This is a genomic window from Methanoregula sp. PtaB.Bin085 (genome assembly GCF_002067035.1).
In the GTDB taxonomy this organism is placed as follows: domain Archaea; phylum Halobacteriota; class Methanomicrobia; order Methanomicrobiales; family Methanospirillaceae; genus Methanoregula.
In genome coordinates this window covers 1-22,536 of the sequence record NZ_MVQB01000016.1, presented here as the reverse complement: position 1 = coordinate 22,536, position 22,536 = coordinate 1, and the positions used below count along the sequence as shown (strand labels likewise).

28 protein-coding genes are annotated in these 22,536 nt (G+C 57.1%); 19 read left to right on the top strand and 9 right to left on the bottom strand.

What is annotated here, in order from left to right:
• Positions 1-22 precede the first annotated feature (22 nt).
• Both A4E33_RS02740 and A4E33_RS02735 read left to right on the top strand, forming a co-directional pair.
• Positions 23-436 (top strand): arsenate reductase ArsC, encoded by a 414-nt coding sequence (locus A4E33_RS02740; RefSeq protein WP_292346148.1) that lies wholly within the window; start codon positions 23-25, stop codon positions 434-436.
• Complete coding sequence (locus tag A4E33_RS02735) at positions 429-1,124, top strand: tetrahydromethanopterin S-methyltransferase subunit A (RefSeq protein WP_292346147.1); 696 nt, start codon at positions 429-431, stop codon at positions 1,122-1,124. Before A4E33_RS02740 ends, A4E33_RS02735 begins: the two co-directional genes overlap by 8 nt.
• A gap of 81 nt (positions 1,125-1,205) precedes the next feature.
• Here the strand turns inward: A4E33_RS02735 and A4E33_RS02730 are convergent, their stop codons facing one another.
• A complete protein-coding gene (locus A4E33_RS02730) occupies positions 1,206-1,841 on the bottom strand; it encodes a helix-turn-helix domain-containing protein (RefSeq protein WP_292346146.1) in 636 nt (211 codons plus the stop codon).
• Between the two features lie 110 nt (positions 1,842-1,951).
• On the opposite strand from A4E33_RS02730, the gene A4E33_RS02725 reads away from it, so the two are divergent.
• The 5 genes from A4E33_RS02725 (at position 1,952) to hgcB (ending at position 4,786) form a co-directional block, all read left to right on the top strand.
• The gene (locus tag A4E33_RS02725; protein WP_292346145.1) at positions 1,952-2,365 is read left to right on the top strand and encodes a hypothetical protein; all 414 of its coding nucleotides are present in this window, start codon (positions 1,952-1,954) and stop codon (positions 2,363-2,365) included.
• Positions 2,366-2,399: 34 nt separating this feature from the next.
• Complete coding sequence (locus A4E33_RS02720) at positions 2,400-2,960, top strand: isoprenylcysteine carboxylmethyltransferase family protein (RefSeq protein ID WP_292346144.1); 561 nt, start codon at positions 2,400-2,402, stop codon at positions 2,958-2,960.
• Positions 2,961-3,068: 108 nt separating this feature from the next.
• The gene (gene hgcC / locus A4E33_RS02715; protein ID WP_292346143.1) at positions 3,069-3,359 is read left to right on the top strand and encodes an HgcAB-associated protein HgcC; all 291 of its coding nucleotides are present in this window, start codon (positions 3,069-3,071) and stop codon (positions 3,357-3,359) included.
• Between the two features lie 10 nt (positions 3,360-3,369).
• Entirely contained in the window at positions 3,370-4,440 is a 1,071-nt protein-coding gene (gene hgcA / locus A4E33_RS02710; protein ID WP_292346142.1) for a mercury methylation corrinoid protein HgcA, read from the top strand.
• 1 nt (position 4,441) lies between these two features.
• Positions 4,442-4,786, top strand: a complete 345-nt coding sequence (gene hgcB, locus A4E33_RS02705; RefSeq protein WP_292346141.1) for a mercury methylation ferredoxin HgcB — start codon at positions 4,442-4,444, stop codon at positions 4,784-4,786.
• 270 nt (positions 4,787-5,056) lie between these two features.
• On the opposite strand, the gene A4E33_RS02700 is transcribed toward hgcB, so the two are convergent.
• Positions 5,057-6,787: a histidine kinase N-terminal 7TM domain-containing protein gene (locus A4E33_RS02700; protein ID WP_292346140.1), complete on the bottom strand. Its 1,731-nt coding sequence runs from the start codon at positions 6,785-6,787 to the stop codon at positions 5,057-5,059.
• A 203-nt stretch (positions 6,788-6,990) separates the two neighbouring features.
• Here A4E33_RS02700 and A4E33_RS02695 point away from each other — a divergent pair, with 203 nt between their 5' ends.
• The 8 genes from A4E33_RS02695 to A4E33_RS02660 all read left to right on the top strand — a co-directional run bounded on the left by A4E33_RS02695 (position 6,991) and on the right by A4E33_RS02660 (position 12,075).
• Positions 6,991-7,218: a hypothetical protein gene (locus A4E33_RS02695; protein WP_292346139.1), complete on the top strand. Its 228-nt coding sequence runs from the start codon at positions 6,991-6,993 to the stop codon at positions 7,216-7,218.
• 20 nt (positions 7,219-7,238) lie between these two features.
• The gene (locus tag A4E33_RS02690) at positions 7,239-7,538 is read left to right on the top strand and encodes a hypothetical protein (protein ID WP_292346138.1); all 300 of its coding nucleotides are present in this window, start codon (positions 7,239-7,241) and stop codon (positions 7,536-7,538) included.
• 64 nt (positions 7,539-7,602) lie between these two features.
• Positions 7,603-7,968, top strand: coding sequence for a DUF134 domain-containing protein (locus A4E33_RS02685; RefSeq protein ID WP_292346137.1), 366 nt, complete (start codon positions 7,603-7,605; stop codon positions 7,966-7,968).
• Between the two features lie 335 nt (positions 7,969-8,303).
• Entirely contained in the window at positions 8,304-9,902 is a 1,599-nt protein-coding gene (atwA, locus tag A4E33_RS02680; RefSeq protein WP_292346136.1) for a methyl coenzyme M reductase system, component A2, read from the top strand.
• A gap of 159 nt (positions 9,903-10,061) precedes the next feature.
• Entirely contained in the window at positions 10,062-10,421 is a 360-nt protein-coding gene (locus A4E33_RS02675; protein WP_292346135.1) for a NifB/NifX family molybdenum-iron cluster-binding protein, read from the top strand.
• 63 nt (positions 10,422-10,484) lie between these two features.
• Positions 10,485-11,330, top strand: a complete 846-nt coding sequence (locus tag A4E33_RS02670) for an Mrp/NBP35 family ATP-binding protein (protein WP_292346134.1) — start codon at positions 10,485-10,487, stop codon at positions 11,328-11,330.
• Positions 11,331-11,354: 24 nt separating this feature from the next.
• Positions 11,355-11,675, top strand: coding sequence for a hypothetical protein (locus A4E33_RS02665; RefSeq protein ID WP_292346133.1), 321 nt, complete (start codon positions 11,355-11,357; stop codon positions 11,673-11,675).
• Positions 11,665-12,075, top strand: coding sequence for a hypothetical protein (locus A4E33_RS02660; protein WP_292346132.1), 411 nt, complete (start codon positions 11,665-11,667; stop codon positions 12,073-12,075). The genes A4E33_RS02665 and A4E33_RS02660 overlap by 11 nt, the downstream gene beginning before the upstream one ends.
• Positions 12,076-12,146: 71 nt before the next feature.
• Here the strand turns inward: A4E33_RS02660 and A4E33_RS02655 are convergent, their stop codons facing one another.
• The 5 genes from A4E33_RS02655 to fdhF all read right to left on the bottom strand — a co-directional run bounded on the left by A4E33_RS02655 (position 12,147) and on the right by fdhF (position 18,520).
• Positions 12,147-13,079: an MBL fold metallo-hydrolase gene (locus A4E33_RS02655; protein WP_292346131.1), complete on the bottom strand. Its 933-nt coding sequence runs from the start codon at positions 13,077-13,079 to the stop codon at positions 12,147-12,149.
• A gap of 152 nt (positions 13,080-13,231) precedes the next feature.
• Entirely contained in the window at positions 13,232-13,924 is a 693-nt protein-coding gene (locus A4E33_RS02650) for a methyltransferase domain-containing protein (protein WP_292346286.1), read from the bottom strand.
• A gap of 482 nt (positions 13,925-14,406) precedes the next feature.
• On the bottom strand, positions 14,407-15,045 hold the full coding sequence (locus tag A4E33_RS02645; protein ID WP_292346130.1) for a DUF2284 domain-containing protein: 639 nt from the start codon (positions 15,043-15,045) through the stop codon (positions 14,407-14,409).
• Positions 15,046-15,191: 146 nt separating this feature from the next.
• Entirely contained in the window at positions 15,192-16,451 is a 1,260-nt protein-coding gene (locus A4E33_RS02640; RefSeq protein WP_292346129.1) for a Coenzyme F420 hydrogenase/dehydrogenase, beta subunit C-terminal domain, read from the bottom strand.
• A gap of 2 nt (positions 16,452-16,453) precedes the next feature.
• A complete protein-coding gene (gene fdhF / locus A4E33_RS02635) occupies positions 16,454-18,520 on the bottom strand; it encodes a formate dehydrogenase subunit alpha (protein WP_292346128.1) in 2,067 nt (688 codons plus the stop codon).
• Between the two features lie 242 nt (positions 18,521-18,762).
• Here fdhF and A4E33_RS02630 point away from each other — a divergent pair, with 242 nt between their 5' ends.
• Both A4E33_RS02630 and A4E33_RS02625 read left to right on the top strand, forming a co-directional pair.
• A complete protein-coding gene (locus A4E33_RS02630) occupies positions 18,763-19,320 on the top strand; it encodes a hypothetical protein (protein ID WP_292346127.1) in 558 nt (185 codons plus the stop codon).
• A gap of 122 nt (positions 19,321-19,442) precedes the next feature.
• Positions 19,443-20,081 (top strand): formylmethanofuran dehydrogenase subunit E family protein, encoded by a 639-nt coding sequence (locus A4E33_RS02625; protein ID WP_292346126.1) that lies wholly within the window; start codon positions 19,443-19,445, stop codon positions 20,079-20,081.
• A 92-nt stretch (positions 20,082-20,173) separates the two neighbouring features.
• On the opposite strand, the gene A4E33_RS02620 is transcribed toward A4E33_RS02625, so the two are convergent.
• Together A4E33_RS02620 and A4E33_RS02615 are read right to left on the bottom strand one after the other, a co-directional pair.
• The gene (locus A4E33_RS02620) at positions 20,174-20,569 is read right to left on the bottom strand and encodes a hypothetical protein (protein ID WP_292346125.1); all 396 of its coding nucleotides are present in this window, start codon (positions 20,567-20,569) and stop codon (positions 20,174-20,176) included.
• A gap of 195 nt (positions 20,570-20,764) precedes the next feature.
• Positions 20,765-21,577 carry a uridylate kinase gene (locus A4E33_RS02615; RefSeq protein ID WP_292346124.1) on the bottom strand — a complete coding sequence of 271 codons (813 nt, stop codon included), beginning with the start codon at positions 21,575-21,577 and terminating at the stop codon, positions 20,765-20,767.
• Positions 21,578-21,709: 132 nt separating this feature from the next.
• On the opposite strand from A4E33_RS02615, the gene A4E33_RS02610 reads away from it, so the two are divergent.
• Together A4E33_RS02610 and A4E33_RS02605 are read left to right on the top strand one after the other, a co-directional pair.
• On the top strand, positions 21,710-21,913 hold the full coding sequence (locus tag A4E33_RS02610; protein WP_292346123.1) for a hypothetical protein: 204 nt from the start codon (positions 21,710-21,712) through the stop codon (positions 21,911-21,913).
• A 100-nt stretch (positions 21,914-22,013) separates the two neighbouring features.
• Complete coding sequence (locus tag A4E33_RS02605) at positions 22,014-22,355, top strand: hypothetical protein (RefSeq protein WP_292346122.1); 342 nt, start codon at positions 22,014-22,016, stop codon at positions 22,353-22,355.
• The last annotated feature ends 181 nt before the right edge of the window (positions 22,356-22,536 follow it).

Sequence of the window (22,536 nt, the reverse complement as noted above, 5' to 3'; positions counted from 1 at the left end):
TTTTCCGGGACACGATAATCTCATGAAAAATAAAGTCCTCTTTAACTGCACCCACAACTCCGCCCGCTCCCAGACGGGGTACATGAACGTGAAGTTTGCTGATCGGTACGAAGCGTTCAGCGCAGGACCTGAAAAAACGCGGGTCCGCCCGATGGCAGTCGTGGTGATGAGAGATATCGGGATAGATATCTCAGGTCACCGGTCAAAACTCCTTGACGCATTCTTCGACAAAGGGATCGAGACCGTTGTTACGGTCTGCGATTCCGCGCAGGGAGCCTGCCCGCTCTTCCCGGGCGCAAAAAACGTGATTCACCAGAGTTTCCCGAACCCCTCGCGATTCAAAAAGTCCGATGAGGGAGTCAGGGCGGGATTCTGTCACGTTAGGGATGCGATAACCCAGTGTATTGATGCAACATTCGGAAAAACTGATGCTTAAAGTACAACCACACCCGGACTACCCTCCGGAAGAAGGCCGCTACCTGCGGGGGAACGACTATTCACCGGCCGCGGCCATCATCATCCTCACGTACGATGCCGAGGCGATTCCGCCGGAGATCGAGAGACTCGTGCGGGCGGGTGTGGAAGGCGGTGCCGCATTGTCCGGTACCCTGCAGACCGCGAATATCGGCATTGAAAAAGTCATCTGCAATATTGTTGCAAATCCGAATATCCGTTACCTGATCCTGGGCGGGCCGGAGTCTGCAGGGCATAAGACCGGCGATGCCGTCAAAGCGCTTTTTACAAACGGCGTGGACGAGAAGAAGCGGATCATCGGGACGAGCGGGCTCTCCGCGTATCTTTACAATGTGCCGATGGAATTCATCGAAAGATTCCGGCAGCAGCTGACGCTCGTTGACTGCCAGTTCCAGGATGAGGCTGTTATCCGGAAAGCCGTCTGGTCGTGCTATCAGGAGACGCCCGCAGAATTCCGGGGTCAGATACTTTTCGATCCCGGCGCATTTCCCGAACCACCCCTCAGCAGGAAGCTCACCTGGAAGGTCACGCAGCCGTGGGCCGAGCCACTCGATGACAGGGAACGGGTGGCAAAACTGAAGGCGCTGGACCTGATCGGGCGGCTGAAGAAGAAACAGGGCACGGCTGACGCAAAAAACAGGGAAGAGTAGCCTGTTGATTCCGTCCTGTATCATTCTTCTTTGAGTATTCCAGGAAAAAAGACGGGATTGAAGACTGATTTCCAAAAAAGATCAGGCAACCTGTGCAAGGATATGCCCGATCAGCCGTTTCTCCGCCTTGTGGATGTGCTCGAGGAGCGTGGTCTTGTGCATGCCCATCTTCTCGGCCAGCTCGCCGGCATTGATCTTCCGGGGATGCTCGAAGAATCCCTGCCGGTACGACTCCAGCAGGATCTCCCGCTGCTTGGGCGTGAGGATATCAAAGATCCCGCTGATTACCGGAATGTAATCGCAGACCGAGAGGACATCAAGGCCCCACCCCTTCTCCGCAGCGTCCTTCACGAACATATTGAGATCGTCCGGGTCCCCGACCATGCTGAACGTCAGGCAGTCGTTCTCGAATACGATCGGGTGTTCCATCCGGGATCCATAGGTGCGGACGAACTTCGTGATATCATCGGAGAACATCCCCCTGACAAGACAGGTATATTCACGGCCCTTCTGCTGGAGCACGATCAGGTTCGAGACATAGTTACAGCTGATCTGGTCAACCGGGATCCCTTCCTTTATGGTGAATTTGCACACTTCGCTGTGCATCTCATCCACCATGTTGAAGAGCGAGATCACCTCAAACCGTTCGATGACCTGGCCATAGGATTTGCAGTAATCGAAGATATCCGAAGAGAGCCTGACCGTCATCTTCTTCATGAGCCGATCTGGTATGCGGGACATGATATAATATACGCCCCTCCATGTATGGCTCAATCCATAACGTCCCTGCCGGCCTTTTCATGATCAGGTTTCCAGAGGTGTGAACCATGAAAACAGAAAACTGTGCTGAAATGACTGATGCAAAGCGGATTGAACTCAAAAGCGGCCTCGCAGAACCCGGGGAGCAAGCCCACAGCGGATTTGTCATCCCTGCCGGGATCCTGATCGGTCTTGGTATCGGGATTCTTCTGGATCACTTGTTCTCAGGCTTCCTTGTCGGCCTCGGGCTCGGCCTCATCGGGGCAGAACTGCTCGCCCATGTCAGGAAATCCCGGGCCGGGGAAAGCATCCGGGCGGCAGGAGCGAACGTGACAACGCTCCTCATCGGGACGTTCCTGGCCTTCACCGGGATCAGTGTTGTCTGGGCGCCGGTGGATGTCTGGCCGTATGCTCTTGCGGGATTCCTTATCCTTACCGGCATCTGGTTCCTGGTCCGGGGATTCTCCCGGCAGGCTGCCTGAAGAAGACAAGGGGACGAAACAGGGTCAGACAACCATGATTGAAGCTGCACTTGTCACGATACTTCCGGCCGGCTTTTTGATCATCCTGTTCGGCGGGGGTTTGCTGTCCCGGCGAAAGAACATCGAGCAGGACGGTACGGCTCCGATCAACCGGACCGTGTTTTACACGAGCAAGTATTCCATCCTTGCCCTCTGGGGCGCGATGGTGGTGCAGAGCTGGGGCGTCAGCCTCTCCTTTGTCGAAGTTCCTGAAATCCTCCGGCTCGTTGCACTGGGCCTCTGGGGCTTCGGATTCCTGCTGATGTACACCGGCCGGTTCAGGCTGGGCGACTCCTTCCGCCTCGGGAGCGCGAAGGAGAGCACAGAACTCAGGACGGACGGATTGTTCCGGCTCTCCCGGAACCCGATGTATGTCGGAGTGTTTGCCACCATCGCAGCTTCGTCACTCTATACGCTGAACCCGGTCGTCATCCTTCTGGGAGCATTCATTATCGCAGTCCACCACGCGATCGTACTTGCAGAGGAGAAGCACCTGCTGAATGTGTTCGGCCGGGAATACGCGGAGTACTGCAGCCGCGTGGGACGGTATGTCTGACGGGAGTACCGGACTAGCACCAGGACACCCGCAATACTTTTTTGATTTTTCTGATTTTTCTGAAATGTATAAATAATTGGAAGCCGCATATAGTAGTGAGATTTCACCATGACCCCCGGAAAAGGAGAGGCTGCAACAAAACACCCGAAGGATCCGTCATGCTCCTGCAACTCAGGCTGCCGGGTCGAGGCGGTGCTGAGCGTGGATGAACGCGGGCAGATGGTACTGCCGAAAGACGTGCGGGAGAAGGCCGGAATAAAGACCGGCGACAAGCTCGCGCTGATCAGCTGGGAGCGGGACGGCAGTATCTGCTGCCTTGCGCTCCTCAAAGTGGAGAACCTCAGCGGTATGGTGAAGGATGTCATCGGGCCGCTGATGGACGTGCAGGGCAATGCGTGAGGCTGACATCATGGATACGAACAAACAATCCGGTTCCTGCTGCTCCTGCTCACCGGGACTGCAGGAACAATCCTGCGACTGCCACTCCACAGAATCGTGCAGGGAAGAGATCCGCACAACCGACAGCACGATCACGTTCGCAAACCGGCTCGACCACTTCCTTGCCCGCTGGAGCTGGAAGCGGGAGGCGCACCGGGTGGAGCCCGGCCTGTACCGTCTCGGGAATCCCACGCCGGAATCACCGGTCTTTGCATCGGCCAACTACACCCTCAGCTTCGATGCGCTCCGGTCGGCCCTCGCAGGTATTGATGCCTGGATCCTCGTGCTCGACACGAAGGGGATCAATGTCTGGTGCGCTGCAGGAAAGGGAACGTTCGGCTCAGCGGAGCTGGTGAAGCGGATAAAGGCCGCGGGCCTTGATACGGTCGTCACACACAGGAAGATCATCGTCCCGCAGCTGGGTGCGCCGGGGATCTCGTGGCCGGAGGTGCTGCGGAAGTCCGGATTCATGGTGGAGTACGGCCCGGTGCGGGCACGCGACCTGCCGGAGTACCTGAAGACACACACGGCAACGCCGGCCATGCGCCGGGTGGAGTTCCCGCTCACGGACCGGCTGGTCCTGACACCGGTGGAGTTCGTGCATGCTGCGCTCCCGACAGCCATTGCTGCGGCTGTGCTCTGGTTCCTTGCCGGACCGGTTGCAGCGTTGGCGATCATTGCCGCCGTCCTTGCCGGGACCATCCTGTTCCCCGCCCTGCTTCCGTTCATCCCCACGCACGACTTCTCGTCAAAAGGGATGATACTGGGACTGATTGTCGCAACCCCCTTCGTATATGTATTCGGCACGACAGCCGGGGTCCCGGTATGGGCAGCGGTATTCGGGGCGGCAGCCGCACTCCTCATCATACCAGCGATCACCGCGTACCTTGCCCTCAACTTCACGGGCAGCACCACCTTTACATCCCGGACCGGGGTGAAGAAGGAGATATTCCGGTATGTCCCTCTCATGGCAGTGATGCTGGTTGCCGGATCGCTTTTTGCACTTGCGCTCGGAATCGGAAAGATGGTGGGGGCGATCTGATATGCTTGACTCGTATACAGAAAACAGCCTGAAGTTCAATCCCGTCCAGTGTATAAACTGCCGGCGCTGCCTGCAGGTCTGCCCGCATGCGGTTTTTACGGAAGGCAGGGAGCATGTTGAAATGGCCCGGCCCGCGGCCTGCATGGAATGCGGTGCCTGTGCGCTCAACTGCCCCGTGCAAGCCATCACCGTGCAGAGCGGCGTAGGCTGCGCATGGGCGATGATTGCGGCAGCCCTACGGGGAAAGGACATGGACACGGAGTGCAGCTGCGGCGGGGACGAGAGCACGTGTTGCGGTTCTTCATCGGAACCGGAGGAGCGGGGCTGCGGGTGCGAAGGGAAGTGATGCCGGTGCGTATCCGAACGCGCGGGGACCTGAACGACAGTTCATCTGATGGCTGATAAGAAAAGAACACTCTCAGTGTGAAATCATAACCAGATCGTCCCCCGCCGCTCTTTTTTCCCTGCCAGTGTCCCTTTTTTCACGCAGCTCCGGGATATGGAGGAGGAACCATCGTGCAGCCAGGTTCACGATGTCCTTTCCCCTCACATATCGATGGTTTTTCCTTGTAGTGGCTATGATTCGAAAAAATCGTGGGTGAGAGGAGCGTAAAGATCACGGCTGCCGTCCGGGATCGTTTTTCCGGATCTGGTACATCCCTGCCGGCACCGTGATCACGAACTGGGCACCCTTCCCCGGTTCGCCGTTCTCCGTGATGGTGATGCCGGTAATGGAGAGGATCTCCTGCGAGAGGAAGAGGCCGAGACCCGTGTTCTTCCCGAATCCCTTTGTGAAGAGCCGCGGTTTGTCCTCCACGGGAATGCCTGAACCGTTGTCGGCAAACGTAAGGAGAATGTTCCCGTTCTCCTCCCGGGAGGTGATCCATATCTCCGTCATACCATTCCCGCCATACCGAAGGGCATTGTCGATCAGGTTGTAGAACACCTTCTCCAGGAGCAGGTCGGCATAGATCTCAAGCCCCGCAGGACGGATATCGAGTGACAGGCGGATGGAACTGACCGGGAGGGTCGCGGCCTTTGCACGGATGAGCGCCTCAACGTCCTGCCAGACCGGTTCATGGACCCCGAGGTCCTGGTAGTCCCGGGTAAATTCCAGCTCCTGCTGGAAGACCCGGGTGATCTTCTCCATGGACACGAGGTAGCGCCTCAGTGCCGCCGGGTCCTTTTCCACCAGCGCCAGGTCGAGAAATCCCCCGAGGGCAGTGAGCTTGTTCAGCATGTCGTGCCTGGTGATGCTGGAGAGGAGATTCAGTTTCCGGTTCGCCCTCTCGACCGCGGTACGGGCCTTCCGTTTCTCGGTCACGTCGCGGAGCATGATGAGCTTCCCGCTGCTGCCGCCAACAAGGTTCGGGATCGGCCGGCACGTGAGCTCGTAGTCCCGCAGGATCCCGTCGCTTCCCGCAATCACGACATGCCGGACATCCCGCTCTGCGTCCCCTTCGCAGGACGGGATCTCTGCAATTTCAGGGGGGAGGACCTCTTTTGCAGGTTCGCCGACAGGTGAGCGGCTGCCGGCCGGGAGGAACTTCCGGGCCGCGGGATTGATATCGCTGACAAGGTCGTTCCGGTCGAGGACGATGACCGCATCCTCGATGGCAGTGAAGATGAGCGGGTAGGCAACCGGCGTGAGCGTGAAGAGCCGGAACCGGAAAATCCCGATTGCCAGCAGGATCCCCATGACAGTGAGGGTGATGGGCGTGATGTCGATGCCCGGGAGGGTATCAGGGCCGAATACATAGAACAGGTTGGCAAGCAGCGGGATACCGACCGCAAGCCCGAGAAGGAGAATCTGTCTCCGGTGGATCGCAGGAGACGTGAAGAACCGCTGGATAATGAGGATGATGGAAACGCCGATGCAGAGGTACCCGTACACCGCCTGGATCCAGAAGAGGGGGCCGTGCACGAAGTCCCAGACAACAGCGCCTGCGAGGGTCCCGGGGTTGAATGCCGTGTAATACAGGTGGTGGAACGGGTTCGTGTAGAGAAACGCGAGGACGATCGCCGGCACGACAAAGAGGAGCGCGGCATTCCTCCGGCTCAGGACATGCTCGTGACCGGTATAGCAGATCACGACCATCAGCCACGCGACAGGCGTCGTAACGATGGCCGGGTAGAGGATGGCGGTAACGAGGAGGTTGGTCGGGAGGTCGGCGCTCGCGAGCTGGACGGCATAGCCGGCAGCCCAGAGCGTGGTGGCGCTCATCAGGAGGATGAACGGCGGAATGACCGGGTCGTCCCGTCGCTTGAAACTCAGGATCGCGAGCAGAGCGGTGATGGCAGCCGAGACAAGGAGCGGGATGATGAAAGGGGAATACTGGAGGATCATGGTTTCCGGTGCCGATCAATTTAGATATTCAGGAGTGTAGGGAACGGAAGATGTTGAGGCTTTGGATTTGATCTCCGGGAGTATCCTTCACTTCACGGGCAATAAGGATTATTCCGGAGATTTGCCTTGTCACAGACAATTCCTTTAAATGATTTATGCGCATATGAGTAATTATCGTACGGTACTGTACGATGGATGAATACATGCCAGAAGACACACACACAGAAACCAGAGATATTCCTGACAGCGACGACATAACGCCCCTGCATACCTGTGTATGCGGAGAACAGCACTGGCACCGGCCGGGCAGCCGCAGCCACCGGGATGAATGCACGTCCCCGAAGAAGTTCGGCGAGAGCTGCTGCTGTGCACCGGGCCCTGCCGGGAAGGCAAACCGGCACCACTGCGGCCATGGTCCGCGGTGCCAGTAAATTACCGTGAAGTCCAGAGTATGTCCTGCCAGCCGGCAATCCTTGACCTGCTTGAAGAGTATATCGAAATGCGGGGAGGCGGCGAGCAGTGGCTCACGGTACAGGAATTCCGCAGGTATTTCGGGATCGGGAGGAACAACACACATCTCATTTCGGGGATCCTGCACAGGATCCACAAGAACCCGATGTTCACATCATCCTGCCGGGTGATACGGATCGAGAAGATCCGGGACCCGGCCCAGCCGTACCGGAACGTCAGCAGGTACCTTATCCGCAAAATGGTCCCTCACCTGAAGAAATCCTCAATCCAGGAACCGTAAAATACCGGTCTCCGTGATGAACAGGTTAATCCATTCTGCGTAAACACACTACTCAGGAGAACCTATGGCAGGTGGAGATCAGGAAACACCCGGATGTCCCCGTCGGGGACGGCCGCGCGTTCGGCGCACGATTGTCGGCATCCCGGAGTGCCGGTGTTATAAACCCTGCTGCCGCGAACAGGAGGGGCCGGGCGTCTCGCTCCAGCCGGACGAGATCGAACTCCTCCGTCTCATCGACCTGGAAGGGCTCGAACAGGAAGAAGCTGCAGCCCGGATTGGCGTATCCCGTAAGACCGCATGGCGCGATCTGCACGAGGCCCGGCGCAAGATCGCAGATGCGCTTGTGAACGGCAAGGGCATCAATATGGCCGGCTGCACAAAAGCCGCAGAGGGCCGGTGCCCGAAATGCCCGCGCACCAGTGACGCGTGAGCGAAGAACAATTCTGTAATTCCTGAGCGGGCGGGACCCGTCATGCCGGAGCTGTTCAGGGCATCCGGGAGATGCATGCCGGCGCCCGTGCCGCATGTTCTTTTTTTGATCCTGATCCTTAAATCTTTATGCTCATATGTGTAATAATTCCCTGCGAAACGAGGAAAGCGCAATGCCGAATTTTAACGGGAAAGGACCGCTGAAACGCGGACGGGTTATCGGCCGGGGCAGGGGACCCTGCGGGCAGGATGGCCGCATACAGGAAGAGACTGGCCGCCACAACAATCCGGTGCCGGAGAACCGGCAAGCAACGTAATCCGGGAGCGCGGGAGATCATGCCGGATCCATTCATCAGCGTGCAGAAACTGTGCATGGAGTACGGGGACACCCGAGTCCTGAACAGCGTATCTTTCGAGATCCCGGAAGGGGAAGTCATCGGGATCATCGGCCGGAGCGGTGCGGGCAAGAGCGTGCTCATGCACCTCCTCCGGGGCATCGAAGATCCGCCGACTGCCGGATCGATCGTGTACCACATGGCTGCCTGCAACCGCTGTACCTTCATGGACGTGCAGAGCCGGGCCGGCGGAAGATGTCCGGAATGCGGTGGAACACTCGATGCGGTTGAAGTGGATCTCTGGGACGAGAAAACGGACGGAATGAAATCCAGGGTCATGAACCGGACAGCGATCATGTTCCAGCGCACGTTCGCCCTGTATGGCGACGACCGGGTGATCGAGAATGTCCTCCATGCCCTTGACGACGTACGCTACCCGCCGGAACTCGCGATCAACCGTGCCGCGGACCTCATCGACCAGGTGAAACTCTCGCACCGGATGATGCACATCGCGCGCGACCTCTCGGGCGGCGAGAAGCAGCGTGTTGTCCTCGCCCGGCAGCTGGCCAAGAACCCAGCCATGCTCTTTGCGGATGAACCTACCGGCACGCTCGATCCTGTAACAGCAAAACTCGTTCATGGGATGCTTATCGAGGCGGCCCGGAAGAACCGGATGGGCATGGTTGTCACCTCCCACTTCTCGCAGACGATTGAGGATATGACAGATCGCGCCATCCTCCTTGCAGACGGGAAGATCCAAGCCATCGGTTCCCCTAAGTCCGTTATCAGGTCTTTTACAAAGGATCATCGCGAGATGGTTGACGCAGACAATGTTGAACTTGGTGACAAGATTCTCGCTGCCCGGGACGTGACCAAACGGTATATCTCGGTCGACCGCGGCATGGTCCGGGCAGTCAATACCGTAACATTCGACGTGGCAAAAAAAGAGATCTTCGGAATCATCGGCAAGAGCGGTGCCGGCAAGACCACCCTGTCCCGGATCATTGCCGGTATCATCGAGCCCACCAGCGGTGAGATGAACATCCTGATCGGAGACGACTGGGTTGATATGACAAAACCCGGCGTTGATGAGCGGGGGAGAGCCAAGGAATATATCGGCCTGCTTCACCAGGAATATGATCTCTTCCCGCACCGCACAGTCATCGACAATCTGACCGACTCAATCGGTCTCGAATTCCCCAAAGAGCTTGCGATACGTAAAGCGGTCATCACCCTGAAGATGGCAGGGTTCTCCCAGGAGAAAGCCCGGGCAATCCTGAACCGGTTCCCGGGAGAACTATCAGATGGCGAGCGGCACCGCGTTGCCCTCGCACAGGTGCTCATCAAAGAACCTCGCATCGTAGTGCTCGACGAGCCAACCGGCACGATGGACCCGATAACCAAGCAGGACGTCAAGAGCTCGATCCTGCATGCCCGGGACGAAATGGACGAGACCTTTATCGTCGTCTCGCACGACATGGACTTTGTCAGTGACATCTGCGACAGGCTCGCCCTGATGCGGGGCGGGAAGATTATCGACATCGGGCCGGCAAAAGAGATACTCGCGAAGATCACTGCAGAGGACACGAAAGAGGGATGACACGAATCCGCACTTTTACCAGTCTCCAGCCGCCACATCTTTTTAAGTATGAGCTGATCTGCATCCTCTTTTCATACTACCGCCGCCCATCAGTGTAGTCGACCCGGACAAAAGGTTTTAACTTATTTATGCGCATATGAGTAATAATAGCGGAGGCAGATGATGAAGATCTGTATCACGGCACGGGGAAAGACGCTGGACAGTGCGTTCGAACGCCATTTTGCACGGGCGCCGTTTTTTATCTTCTATGATTCCGATACCGGAGAAACGGAAGCGATACGGAACGGATTTGTCATCAGCAATACGCGTATCGGGCAGAACGCAGTCCGGCTCCTGAAAAACAACGGGCTGGACGCGGTTATTACCGGAGATATTGGTGAGAACGCGCCTGCCCTCCTGACCGGGACAAACATTGCGCTTCATCAATTCAGCGATACGGGAACGGTACGGCAGGCTATTGATGAGATCCTCCGCAACTGTGCAGAGAACGAATCCTGGAAAACTCTCCCGCAAGCCTGACGAAGAAGATACTGCCAGGAGTTGGGCAAGGGAAATTCGAAAATGCATGGATGGATTGAGAGTATGAAAACGAGAATAAACAAGAAAATCCCTGAAACGAAAGGACCGGTTCCTACCCAGAAAGAGCTGCCCCCGAAAGTGACGATGGACGTACATCATGTCATCCTTGTCCTGAGCGGTAAGGGCGGCGTTGGCAAATCAACGGTTTCGACCAACCTGGCCTCGGCGCTTGCCGGACACGGGAGGCAGGTCGGCCTGCTCGATCTCGATATCCACGGCCCCAGCATCCCCACGATGCTGGGCATTGAAAACCATCACCCGACAGTCTTTGGCAGGACCATAGAGCCAGTCCGGGTGACCGGGAACCTTGCGGTCATGTCCATGGGGTTCCTGCTGCCGGATGCAAGCTCACCGGTCATCTGGCGGGGACCGATGAAGATGGCGGCAATCCGCCAGTTCCTCGAAGATGTGAACTGGGGGGCGCTTGATTACCTGATCGTAGATCTCCCGCCCGGGACCGGAGATGAGGCGCTCACAATCGCCCAGCTGGCTCCCGGCGTGAAGGGCGCCGTTATCGTCACCACTCCGCAGGACGTTGCCGTAATTGATGCAAAAAAGGCGGTAAAATTCATCGAGAAACTGGGACTGCCGGTCATCGGCATCATCGAGAACATGAGCGGGATGGTCTGCCCCCACTGCGGCGGGACCATCGACCTGTTCGGCAGGGGCGGAGGGGAAAAAGCAGCCGCGGACCTTCACGTTCCCTATCTCGGGGCAATACCAATCGATCCGGCAATGGTGAAGGCCGGGGATGAAGGCCGCCCCTACGTGCTCCGCCACGCAGATACTCCGGCATGGAAAGCGTTCGGTGCCATCATGGAGAATCTGGAGAAACGCGTCGAGTCCTGACCAGAGGGGAAAAGGATTGCAGGTATGAACAAATATCAAGGAATCCCCGAGCTGCTGGAGGGCTGGATGCTGGAACAGGGAATGGAGGAACGATGGGTCACCGTCCAGGAGCTTCGCGAACGGTTCGGCCTGAGCCGGTACCAGTGCAACACGCTCTCCGGGTTCCTGCGCAGGCTCGAGCACGGGCCTTTCGGGCAGTTCCCATACATCGTTGCGAACATCACGAGGGAGGACAGGGAACTTCCGTCGGATCCAAAGAGGTGCCGGTACCTCCTGAAGCACCGCGATCCGCAAGCGGTGGTCCGGCGGTATTCCCGCGATCCGGGAACTGCGCATGGTACGTAACGCGGATGTTCCGGAACTTTTGGAACGTTTCATGGAAGAGTCGGAGGAATCCCGGCGCTGGGTTACCGTCCGCGAGATCCGTGAGCATTTCTCTCTGGACATTTCGGCCTCTTCGGCCATATCGGGCTTTTTGCAGCGGAATTACTCCGGCACGTACATGTCCTTCCCCTACCGGGTGGAGCGGATCGAACGGGTTCTTATTGATGCACGGCCGCACCCGCAGACGATCAAAAAATACCTCATCGCAAAAAGGCCCGGTACCATGAGAAAAAGGCTGCCTCGGGCAGAGCCGGATCAGATTCCTGAGATTCACGTACAGATTTTTACTGACCATGATGCCGTAGAGCATTTTGACCGGGTACTCAGAATAAAGTATGCGCAGGAGAATATGCAGGAGTAACGGATCGTGACGGGAAAGATCGGGGATATTCCTGATTGGAGATTCGGCCCGAAAGGACCCCCCGTTCCGGTTCAGAACACGTACGTTGTCCCCACCGTATTCAGGATGCACTTCCCCGGCATCGCGGCCAGGAACCGGTTGATCGCGTCCCACCCGGTGCAGTGCATCGGGACAATGTAATCAGGGCCGATCTTTTTCAGCGCATCAATGGTCGGCGGGATGACAGATTCAAAAGCCTTGCCGTTGAGGTGGAACCCGCCAAGAACCGCGTGGACATGATTCGTACCGGTGATCTTCCGTGCATACTCCACGGTATTAACGATCCCGGCGTGGGCGCACCCGCTCATCACAACGAGGCCCTTGCCCGCAACGTTCATCACCAGCGCCTGGTCGTCCAGATACTGATCAGGGATCCACCGGCCGTCCTTCTCGATCTCAAATCCCGGCAGTCCTTTTTCGAACGCTGTTATCCGTTCCACTTCGCCGGTTACGAGCAGGTGGCCGGCAGCGAGCGGCGTTGGTTCACTGTACATCCTGATATCGGCCCCTGCTTTTTTCAGCGCTGCCGCATCCGGATGCGGCTGAACGGTTATTCCCGTGGCAGGAACGTTCCGCCGTCGCGGGAGAAACGCATCAGGGTGGGCGATGAGAGGAACCTGGTGCCCCGCACCGCTGACCGCAAGCCCAAGCCCGCCGGTGTGATCGTAGTGGCCGTGGCTCAGGACAACAGCCTCTATTCCGGCAGCGGAGAGCCCCAGCTGCCGGAGGTTCCACGGCAGGCACTCACAGGAGAGCCCGGCATCGAACAGGATCGCATGCTCCTTCTTTTTTGCAAAGACCCGGACAAGACAGGAGAAGCCATGCTCTGCAAGGAGATGGCGCCCCGGGTCGTACGGCGGCCTGCGGTCAACGGGAGTATCCGGTATTTTCAGCGAATCGGTATAATTATCGACCAGGACGATGATCTCGACCCGGTCGGCCGGTTTCAGCGGGTATCTGGTCATAGTGGCTTCCTCATGGCTTCATCGCGCTCAGCCTATAAGAAAGCGTGCCCCGGGTGCGCAACCCCGAATGCATGTGACGGCGTTTTTCCGGTTCAGATTCCGATGGAGGTTCCCGCCCGGATCATGGATATATCGCTCATCAGAAAGCGGGGTTACTCCTTTTCCGCAGTCTGGGGGATATTTTCCGTTGGCACGGCAAGCCCGTTGTTCTCCGTGGAGGGCACCAGCTGCGTCATCATGCAGCGGAACATCCCGTCCCGCTCCTCCTCCGGCAATGCCGATATCTGTGCGGCAACCGGAAACGCCGAGAAGTACGCGGGCAGAAGCTCAGCGGGCGAGGGATGGCGGGCGATCTTCACACCGGAGCGGATGCTGATGCCGGTAAAACCGGCGTCCCCGGCAAGGTTACGCAGCACTGCGGGATCGGAGAGCGAGCATGCAACCTTGAAAATGGTTGTCGAATCTTCCCCGAAATAATCCCGGAACACGTCACAGATGATGCCCACGTGCGGGCTCTTCTCGGCACGGCCCCAGACACTCAGGGCAAGCCTTCCTCCCGGTGCAAGCACCCGGGCCATCTCCTGCAGGGCCGCTGCCTTGTCCGGGAAGAACCGGAGCCCCTGCTGGCACAGGACCATGTCGAATTCGCCATCGGAAACCGGCATCCGGGTGATATCGCTCTGATACCATTCGATGGTTGTTGTGCCTTCGCGGGCGGTGCAGTGCCGGCCAACCCGGAGCATCCATTCATTGAGATCCACCGCCACGATCCCGGTGCCGCAGGCAGCGTCCAGCACCTTATTTCCGGACCGATATTCCCGGCCGTTATGAAATCGGGCACCCAGTCTGCCATCAAAGTCGAAACGATATCCTTCTCGTAGGTTTCCAGCCCGCCGGTGTTCATCTGCTACCGGAATGGATTTTCCTGATCGTTCATTGTTCCGGACCTCTCGTTTTAAGTTTTTATTACGCTCGTAGAAACGAACGTGAACTGGAGTTCATTCCTGGATGATGATAATCATATGAAATCTGGATATTTATGAGGGCTCTCTCTCCTCAGGGCCTCTCCGAGGCACAGCGGGGACAGAGCAGGTTCCGGGAAACGTTCGTTGAAGGCCGCCGGCAGGAGCGCCCCCGCGGGTTGCGGCGGCAACTATCGTAATGGGGTATGGGGGCATCAGCCCCGTCGTTTATCTATGCTATGATATTCATCGAAAATCCTTCTCACAATGCCCAAAGGGAATTACGAGGTTCGACAGACCGCGAGCGCCCGTGGTTCCATCACTATCCAATTCTACGCCTCGCAGGTATTCTCAAGCACGTATTTTCAGTCAATCAGCAGGAGCGCCATCAGCTCCGGGTGCCCCTGCACCGGGAACCGGATCGGCATCCCCGCCTTCTCCGCGGTCTTCACCATGTTGATACCGACCGCATGCTCGGGGATCCGGGCCTGCGTGGGATGGACGCAGATACCGGCCTTCACGTTGCATGTCTCGCAGAGCCGGCACGAACCGTTGACGAACGCGAGCGCGAACGGGTTGCCGGCATTGAACGCCGTCCGTTCGAGCTCGAGCATCATCGGGGCGAACGTGCCGGTGCCGTTGAAATGATCCTGCCAGAACTTCGTGGCCTGCTCCTTCTTGTCGGCCGGCGCTGCCGGGTCGAGCCAGTATTTGTAGATTGAGCAGATCACATCCGGCTCCGCGACCGCGGGCGAGATGAACTTCACGAGCAGGGCGTACCGGTACTCTGACAGGATCTTCCGGAACTCATCAGGAGTTGGGACATATGGCGGGCAGGTCAGCTTTGTGCCGTATGATTTGCAGCCGGCCCGACACTTCAGGGGCACGCGGTCTTCGACAACGATGTCGGCTGCAGGGATTACCTTTGCATCCGCTGCGCCGAGTTCCTGTGCCTTTTCGATGAGGATTGTGAAATCAGCGAATTCCTTTTTCGTCCTGCTCATGCCAGTCTCCTGAATTCACAGGAATGTACGGTGTAAAATATGTAATACCTGCCGCCATTACCGGGCGTCAGGTGCCTTCTCCGGCAGTTCAGCACTATCCTGCCACATTTCAGGCGAGAGGCTGACGAAAAAAGAGACGAAGGAGATCAGTGCTCCTTCCTGTTGAAGGGGTTGAACACGTTCTCGTAGATCATGTCACTGCCGGTGTTGTGGAGGCGTAACCGCTCCTCCTTCTCCTCGACATACGCCATGAGTGGGAGTTCCATGTTGACACCGGGCACGTGACCGAACATCTTCTCGAGTTCGACCTGCTGGGCGTGCATGAAGAGTGCGTTGGGGATCTCGGCTGCACAGACCTCCTCGCACTGGCCGCAGTTCACGCAAGAGTCCGCGATGTGGGCGTACCGGATCAGGTGGAACATGAAGGGAACCGGGAGATGGCCGGGCGCGACATACGCCGGGTTCTTGGTTGTACAGTCCACGCAGTAGCAGATCGGGCAGACATCGATGCACTGGTAGCACTTGATGCACCGGGCGGTCTCGCTCATGATCTTCTTCAGGCGCTCCTTGCCTTCGCCGAGAGCTTCGAAGTCGTGCCTGCGCCACTTGTCGCCGAGCTTGAACATTGCACTCTCGACCTTCCCGCGGATCTCGAGGCCTTTGGCGTTTGCCGGCTCGGTTGCCATCATTCCCATCCTGACCGCACCGTCAACGAGCGCTGCACCCTTCTCGGAACAGACCTCGACAAAGGTTGCCTTGCCGGCCCTGGGACCGATGACACCCCAGTTCCCGCAGGCAAGATCTGCCTGCCGGGGAATCTTCATCTTGCAACGGCGGCAGTTCGATCTGCGGCCGAAACCTGCCTCTTCGAGCTCGTCTACGGAGATGCCTTTGTGGCCTCCCTCGTACTCGATGATGAACTGGCCTTTGTCGATCTCTTCCTTGTGAACCTTCTCGGGGTCAACTTCATACTTCTCCTTGATCATTTTGCGGGCAGTGACCGGGCTGACCGATCCTCCGCAGTTGACGCCGATCATGACGATGTTGTCGAGGCTGATCTGCTTACGCTTGGCAAGTTCGTAGAACGCCATCGCATCGCAGCCCTTGACGGTCACGCCGATCTTCTTGTCATGTGCGCCGTCAAGGAATTTCTTGACGAGCTTTGCCATCAGCAGGGTACCGCAGTGGAGCGAACCGGCGGTCTTTGCCAGGTCCTTGGGGTCGGTGATGATGACCGGCACGGCATCGTACAGGTCAACGCCTTTCGTGACCGCGAGCACCGCATCGACTGTCATGGACTCGAGCGCGTATTTCCAGAGGGTGGTAACTGCACCGCCGAGCTCGGCCTTCTTCTGGATCTCCGCATCATTGGTCCACGCGTAGAGCATGTCGCCTTTCTTGGTCATGGTCAGGCCTCCGTGATCTTCTCTACCTTGACAGCACAGTGCTTGAGCTCCGGCATCTTGGAGAGCGGGTCGAGGGCGGTATTGGTCAGCTGATTCGCACCCTTGTAGAAGTGCATCGGCATGTACATGACTTTGGGGGCAAGGTCATCGGTCACGCGTGCAATGGCGATGGATTCGCCACGGCGGCTGATCACCTTGATCTTCTCGTACGGCTTGATACCGAGCTCCTTTGCGTCCTGCGTGTTCATCTGGACGTAGTTCTCGGGCACATCGTTGTGCAGCGTCTGGCTCCGGTCGGTCTGGGTCCTGGTGTGGTAGTGGAAGATGATACGACCGGTCATGAGGGTGAACGGGTACTCTGCATCAGCGACCTCCGCGGGCGGGCGGTACTCGAGGCCGAACATGGTTCCCTTGCCGTCGGCTGCGGAGAACTTGCCGATGTGGAGGATCGGGGTTCCCGGGTGCTCGATTGTCGGGCAGGGCCAGTGGATGGCCTCGGGCTTCTCGATCTTCTCGTAGGTTACACCGAACAGGCCGGGGGTGCATGCACGCATGTCGTCCCAGACATCCTTCGCGGACTTCCAGTCAAAGCCCTTGAGTCCCATCTTCTTGGCGAGCAGTGCGATGATCTCCCAGTCGTACTTCGACTCACCGGGACCGTCAACGGCCTTCCGGACACGGTTGACACGGCGTTCGCCGCTGGTGAACGTGCCGTCCTTCTCGGCAAAGCAGGTGCCGGGCAGGACAACGTCTGCAAACTCGCAGCTTTCGTTCCAGTAGATATCCTGCATGACGCAGAAGTCAAGCTTCTGAAGCTGCGCCCTGACGTGGTTTGAGTCGGGGTAAGAGACCGTGGGGTTCAGGCCGAGGAAGTACATGGCCTTGATCGGGTCGCCGGCCTGGTTGATCTGCTCGGTTAAAGTGACACCGTACCAGTCGGGCAGGGAACCTTCCTTCAGGAACCAGAGTTTCTCCATCTTTGCACGGTTCTCAGATACCGCAACGGCCTGGTAACCGGAGAAGACGTTCGGGTACGCGCCCATGTCGCAGGCGCCCTGCACGTTGTTCTGGCCGCGGAGCGGGTTGACGCCAACGCCGGGGCGGCCGACGTTGCCGGTGAGCAGGGCAAGGTTGCCCATGGACCGGACATTGTCGGTACCGGTGGTCAGTTCGGTAATACCGAGGCAGTAGATGATCACCGCGTTCTTTGCATTCGCATACTGGCGGGCGAACTCCTGGACGGTCTCCTGCGGGACACCGTGGATATTCGTGGCATCGGCGTACTTCTCGACAACCTTCTTGAGGTCGTCGAATCCCTTCGTCCGCTCCCTGATGTACTCCTTGTCCTCGAGTCCTTCCTTGATGATGTAGTACATCATGTTGTTGGCAAGCGCGATGTGGGTCGACGGGTTGAACTGGATCCACTTGTCGGCCAGCCGTGCTGTCGGGCTGCGGCGCGGGTCAACAACAATGACCGGAATGCCCTTCTTCTTGGCCTGCATGACGCGGCGGCCGACGAGCGGGTGGGCCTCGACGGCGTTGGAGCCCCACATGACGATGAGGTCCGAGTTCAGGACATCCTCGAACGGGTTCGTTGCTGCACCGGAACCGAACGAGAGCGAGAGCCCTGCAACGGAAGGTCCGTGGCAGATGCGGGCGCAGTTGTCGACGTTGTTGGTTAAAAATCCGCAACGGGCCCACTTCTGGAACGCGTAGCAGTCTTCATTCACGGTACGGCAGGATGTCTGGAAACCAAGGGCCCTGGGTCCGCCCTTTTTGGAGATCTCCGTGAACTTGCTGACGATAAGGTCAAGGGCCTCGTCCCACGTGGCTTCCTCGAACTTTCCGTTCTTCTTGATCAGGGGCCTGGTCAGCCGGCCGGGTTTCTGGACGGTCTCCCAGCAGGTCGCACCCTTAGGGCAGAGCTTGCCCTCGTTGATCGGGGACCGCTTGTACGGTTCGACACCAACGAGCGTATTACCCCTGGACACGAGGTTCAGGCCGCAGCCAACCCCGCAGTAGGGACACGTTGTAGGTGTATACTTCAGCTGTAAATCTTCATCACTCATGCACTATTCACCAACTTCACACCTGAAACCTGTTATAAAACATGTTTCCATAACCGAAATGTTAAGTGAATCTTGTTATACAGATTACGTTTGCATAAATCACATATAAGAGTTGTGAAACTTTTCAAAAATCTGGTGAACAGAAGTGGGTTTATATACCTGCGAGGCCGAAACGTTAACAGGATTTCCTTAACGGGAGATGCAGTTCCCGGAAAAAGCTGTCCGGGCCGGGAGAATACGCCATGAAAAAAACCAGGATCCCCCCGATGCTTGCCGATCTCGTGCTGATGACCATTGTTGCATGCGACGGGATCCTGTTCGATGAGGCAGCAGCCTGCCCGCACTGCGGCGGGGAACCGGGCGGGTACGATGTGAAGAGAAAACAGTTTGCCATTGTCACGGACCGGGGAAAGAGACGGGTGATATCGGTCCTTGTCAGGCGATTCCGGTGCCGGAACTGCCGGCAGATCACGTATGCCGGCCAGCCGTTTTACCCGGACACCCGGATCGGGTCCCCGGTCATCGACCTCTGCCGGACACTCGGGGAAACGATGCCGTACGGCCGCGTCTCCTCCTGCCTTGCCGACATGGGCGTTGTCGTTGACCGCTGGAGCGTGCGGAACTATGTGAAGGGCAACACCCTCCCGGTCCCCGCGGCCGATATGTTTGGTGTCAGGGTCCCGCTTTCGCTGGTATCGCTCTCCACCCTTGCCGGAACCCTGCCTGAAGGCAGGCGTATGGATGCCCGGTCCGTGCTCGCGGCATTCGGGTATCCTTCCGCCAGCCATCTGCCGGACTGAATAGGTGCGGACGTGGAAGGCCGGTCCTCCCGGTCAGGCAAGCAGCTGTCCGGCCGTTGCAGTTTAGTGCCAGTGATTGCTTTTCATAAAATGTTTATCAGATTACCTGCCTAAGCATATTCATGCAAGCAGGTCACCACGAATGCTCCCCGGAAGCGCTGAAGGCCGGTATGAAGAAGGCCGGGATAAAACCGGATCTCCAGGAGCAGATCCTCCGGCTGTCGGAATTCCATACCTATCCCGCGCCCGGCGTCCTGATCGGGGCATTCATGGTGGACCTTGCACTGGAGCTTCTCGGGGTTTCCATGGACAGGAAACTCTATGCGATCTGCGAAACGCCCAAGTGCCTTCCCGATGCACTCCAGATACTTGCCCGTTGTACCACGGGAAACAACCGGCTCCGGGTCGTGCCCATAGGGAAGTTTGCCATTACCCTGAATACACCGACCGAGAGTGAAACCGCGGATGCGGTGCGGGTTTACGTGGATCTTCAGAAACTTAAAAAATTCCCGACAATCGATTTATGGTACGCGAACAGCCCGGCATATGACAGGCACACCATGAAGGGTCGCCTTCGGGACGAGATCTTCCGGGCCGGCCGGGATATCCTCTCGTTTGAGAACGTCCGGGTTCCTGTCATAAAGAAGAAGAAATGGACGTCAGTTACCTGCCCCTGCTGCTGGGAGACCGTGCCAGATTACCTGTTCCAAGGCGACCGCTGCGGTGCCTGCGGATCAATGAGATACTACAAACGGATCTGACCATCGGACGATAAACCATCACCGGGAGGGGTTTCCTCCTTTTTTTACCGGGATCCGGTTCCCGCGCTCCCGGGATAAAGAGAGAGAAAAGATTATCCAGCTTTCTTTGCCGGTTCATCAGCCTTTCGGACAGGCTTCTTGAGCCAGATCAATTCCTTGCCCTCAAAGGCAAAGGACTTCATGACAAAGACCTTGAGATCTTTTGGCAGGGCAGAGGTATCTGCATTGCCCGGTACGATGACCGCATAGTCATAGCGCGGGCGGCTGCCGTCGAAGACCGGCTCCGGCCGGGTCAGGTCGTCCAGCATGTCGAGCGTCACTTCCTTTTTAAACAGAACGAGTGCCTTGGTGATTTCCTTGTGGCCGTTGTTCGACCGTTCGAGGACCACAAGCGTATCGTATCCGGAACCCTTCTTTTTCGGAGTGATAGTCCAGCCGTCGTAACTCGACCAGATGCGCTTGATCTCCTGCAGCACGAAATCGTTCATGATATCCGAGCAGATACCCATTGATACACACCACTGTTAACTTACTTTGTTGAATGATAAAAAATCTGTGTTAAATATACTATATTTACTTTTATCCGGGACATTCCCCTTTTTCCGTCGAAGATTTGCCTGCAGGTACCGGCGCGAGAGAAAAATTCTTTCCCGAAACAGAACGGGAATAAAAGAAGAGGGCATCTATTCGGCGCGGATGATAGTCCCGATATTCCGGCCGTTGATCGCTTTTTCGATAGTGCCCCGCTTGTGGCAGTTGATGATCCGCACTTCCCTGATATGGACAGCGTCTTTCAGGAGTTCGACAACCATCGGTTCGAGCACCATATCCTCCAGGTTCATCCGGATCAGTTCTTTTGCTGTGATATCCCGGATCAGCTCTGCATCGGGATTCTTCAGTGGGTCTTCGGTATAGAGCCCGTCGACGTTCTTGCCGATGATGCAGCTCCTTGCCCCGAGTACTTCAGCGATGAGAAACGCACCGGTATCGGTGCGGTGGGGCGGGATCATCTCACCCCGGGCCGGGTGCTCATACAGCCCGTACGGCGGTGTGCCATGGGTGACCGGCAGGATTCCCAGTTTCAGGAGCATCGGGAGTTCCAGAAGGTCCCCGGTATGGATCCGCGTCCCGCCATATTTTGACAACAGGATCGAGACCATGATCGCGTTCTGCTCCGAGATCTTTCCGGCCAGTTCGGCAAGCACACCGGTGGGCATCCCGAGGTCTATCCCTATGTCCATGATGTGGCGGACCCGTCCGCCCCCGCCTGTGGCGATCAGGAGCTTGTGCTTTTTTGACAACGCCCCGATCTCCGTACAGAGCGGGTGCATCACCTCCCGCCCGTAATCAATGACACCATGGCCCCCGATCTTGAGGATATTGATATCCGGAGCGATCCGGATCTGTGGGGACGGTTTCCGCCTCTCTTTCATTATCCCTTTCCTGACAAGGGTCTCGCCCCGCAGGCCGCTTTCCAGTTCTAACCGTTTTGCCATATGATCAGCCGGTTAGCCTATCAACATCAAAAGTTATAAGTCCATGTAAACCAATTGGTATATCAGAGCCGATATTACCGGACGTGCAGGATTTACACGCCACGGGTTTGTATTGGCATGGAGGTAAAGACCATGAAGATTTATGTGCGTGAGCGCCAGAAAGTCGGCGAGGGTGTTGAGTCCCCCAAGTACCGCATCGTTGCCGTCACCGGCGGGGAGATCCAGGTTGAGGCAACCCATTTCCGGAAATTTGAGATCGAACAGATCGCAAAGGATGTAAAAGCAGAAGTCGTGTTCATGAAGCCGGTTGCTGACGAACACAAGAAGAAAAAGTAATTTTTTTCTGCAGACAATGTCCGGCAGGTGCCGGATATCGGGATTCGCAGGGGATTTTTTTACGCTGTGTGCGCATGAAACGGGTCCGGTGAAATCAGCGATGGCAGACCTTTCCGTTGATCTCCTTTTTGATGCTGCTGTCCGCATCCAGTTGCTGGAGCGTTCGATCGTCATTTCCTTTGCTGCCGATAATTCAGTCAGGATAAAAATCCCGACTATCCGCAGGCTTGCGGAATTCCTCGGAACTCCGCACTATCTGGTACTCCGCACATTTGCTATGATGGAGAAGGAAGATCTCGTGATCAAAGCTGAACGGGAAGGAATCGTAACGACAAAAAAAGGCAGTAAGAAGATGATCAGACTGATGCGGGATACCTACCGGAAAGAGACCGAAGGGATCCTCGGGACAACAGTCCTTGAAGAACTGTTCAGGAAATCCTGATATCGGATTACCCGGGTTTTTCCTGGTGTCATTCGATGATTGAATTATATTCCGCTGTCTGTACTTTTCATGTGGAAGATCCTGGCAGGTTATATGAACCTGCAATGGTAGTGTCTCTATATTGCTGTAAAATCAGCAGCCTCAGTATCCAAGGATATCATGTCACTCTTCACAGATAAAT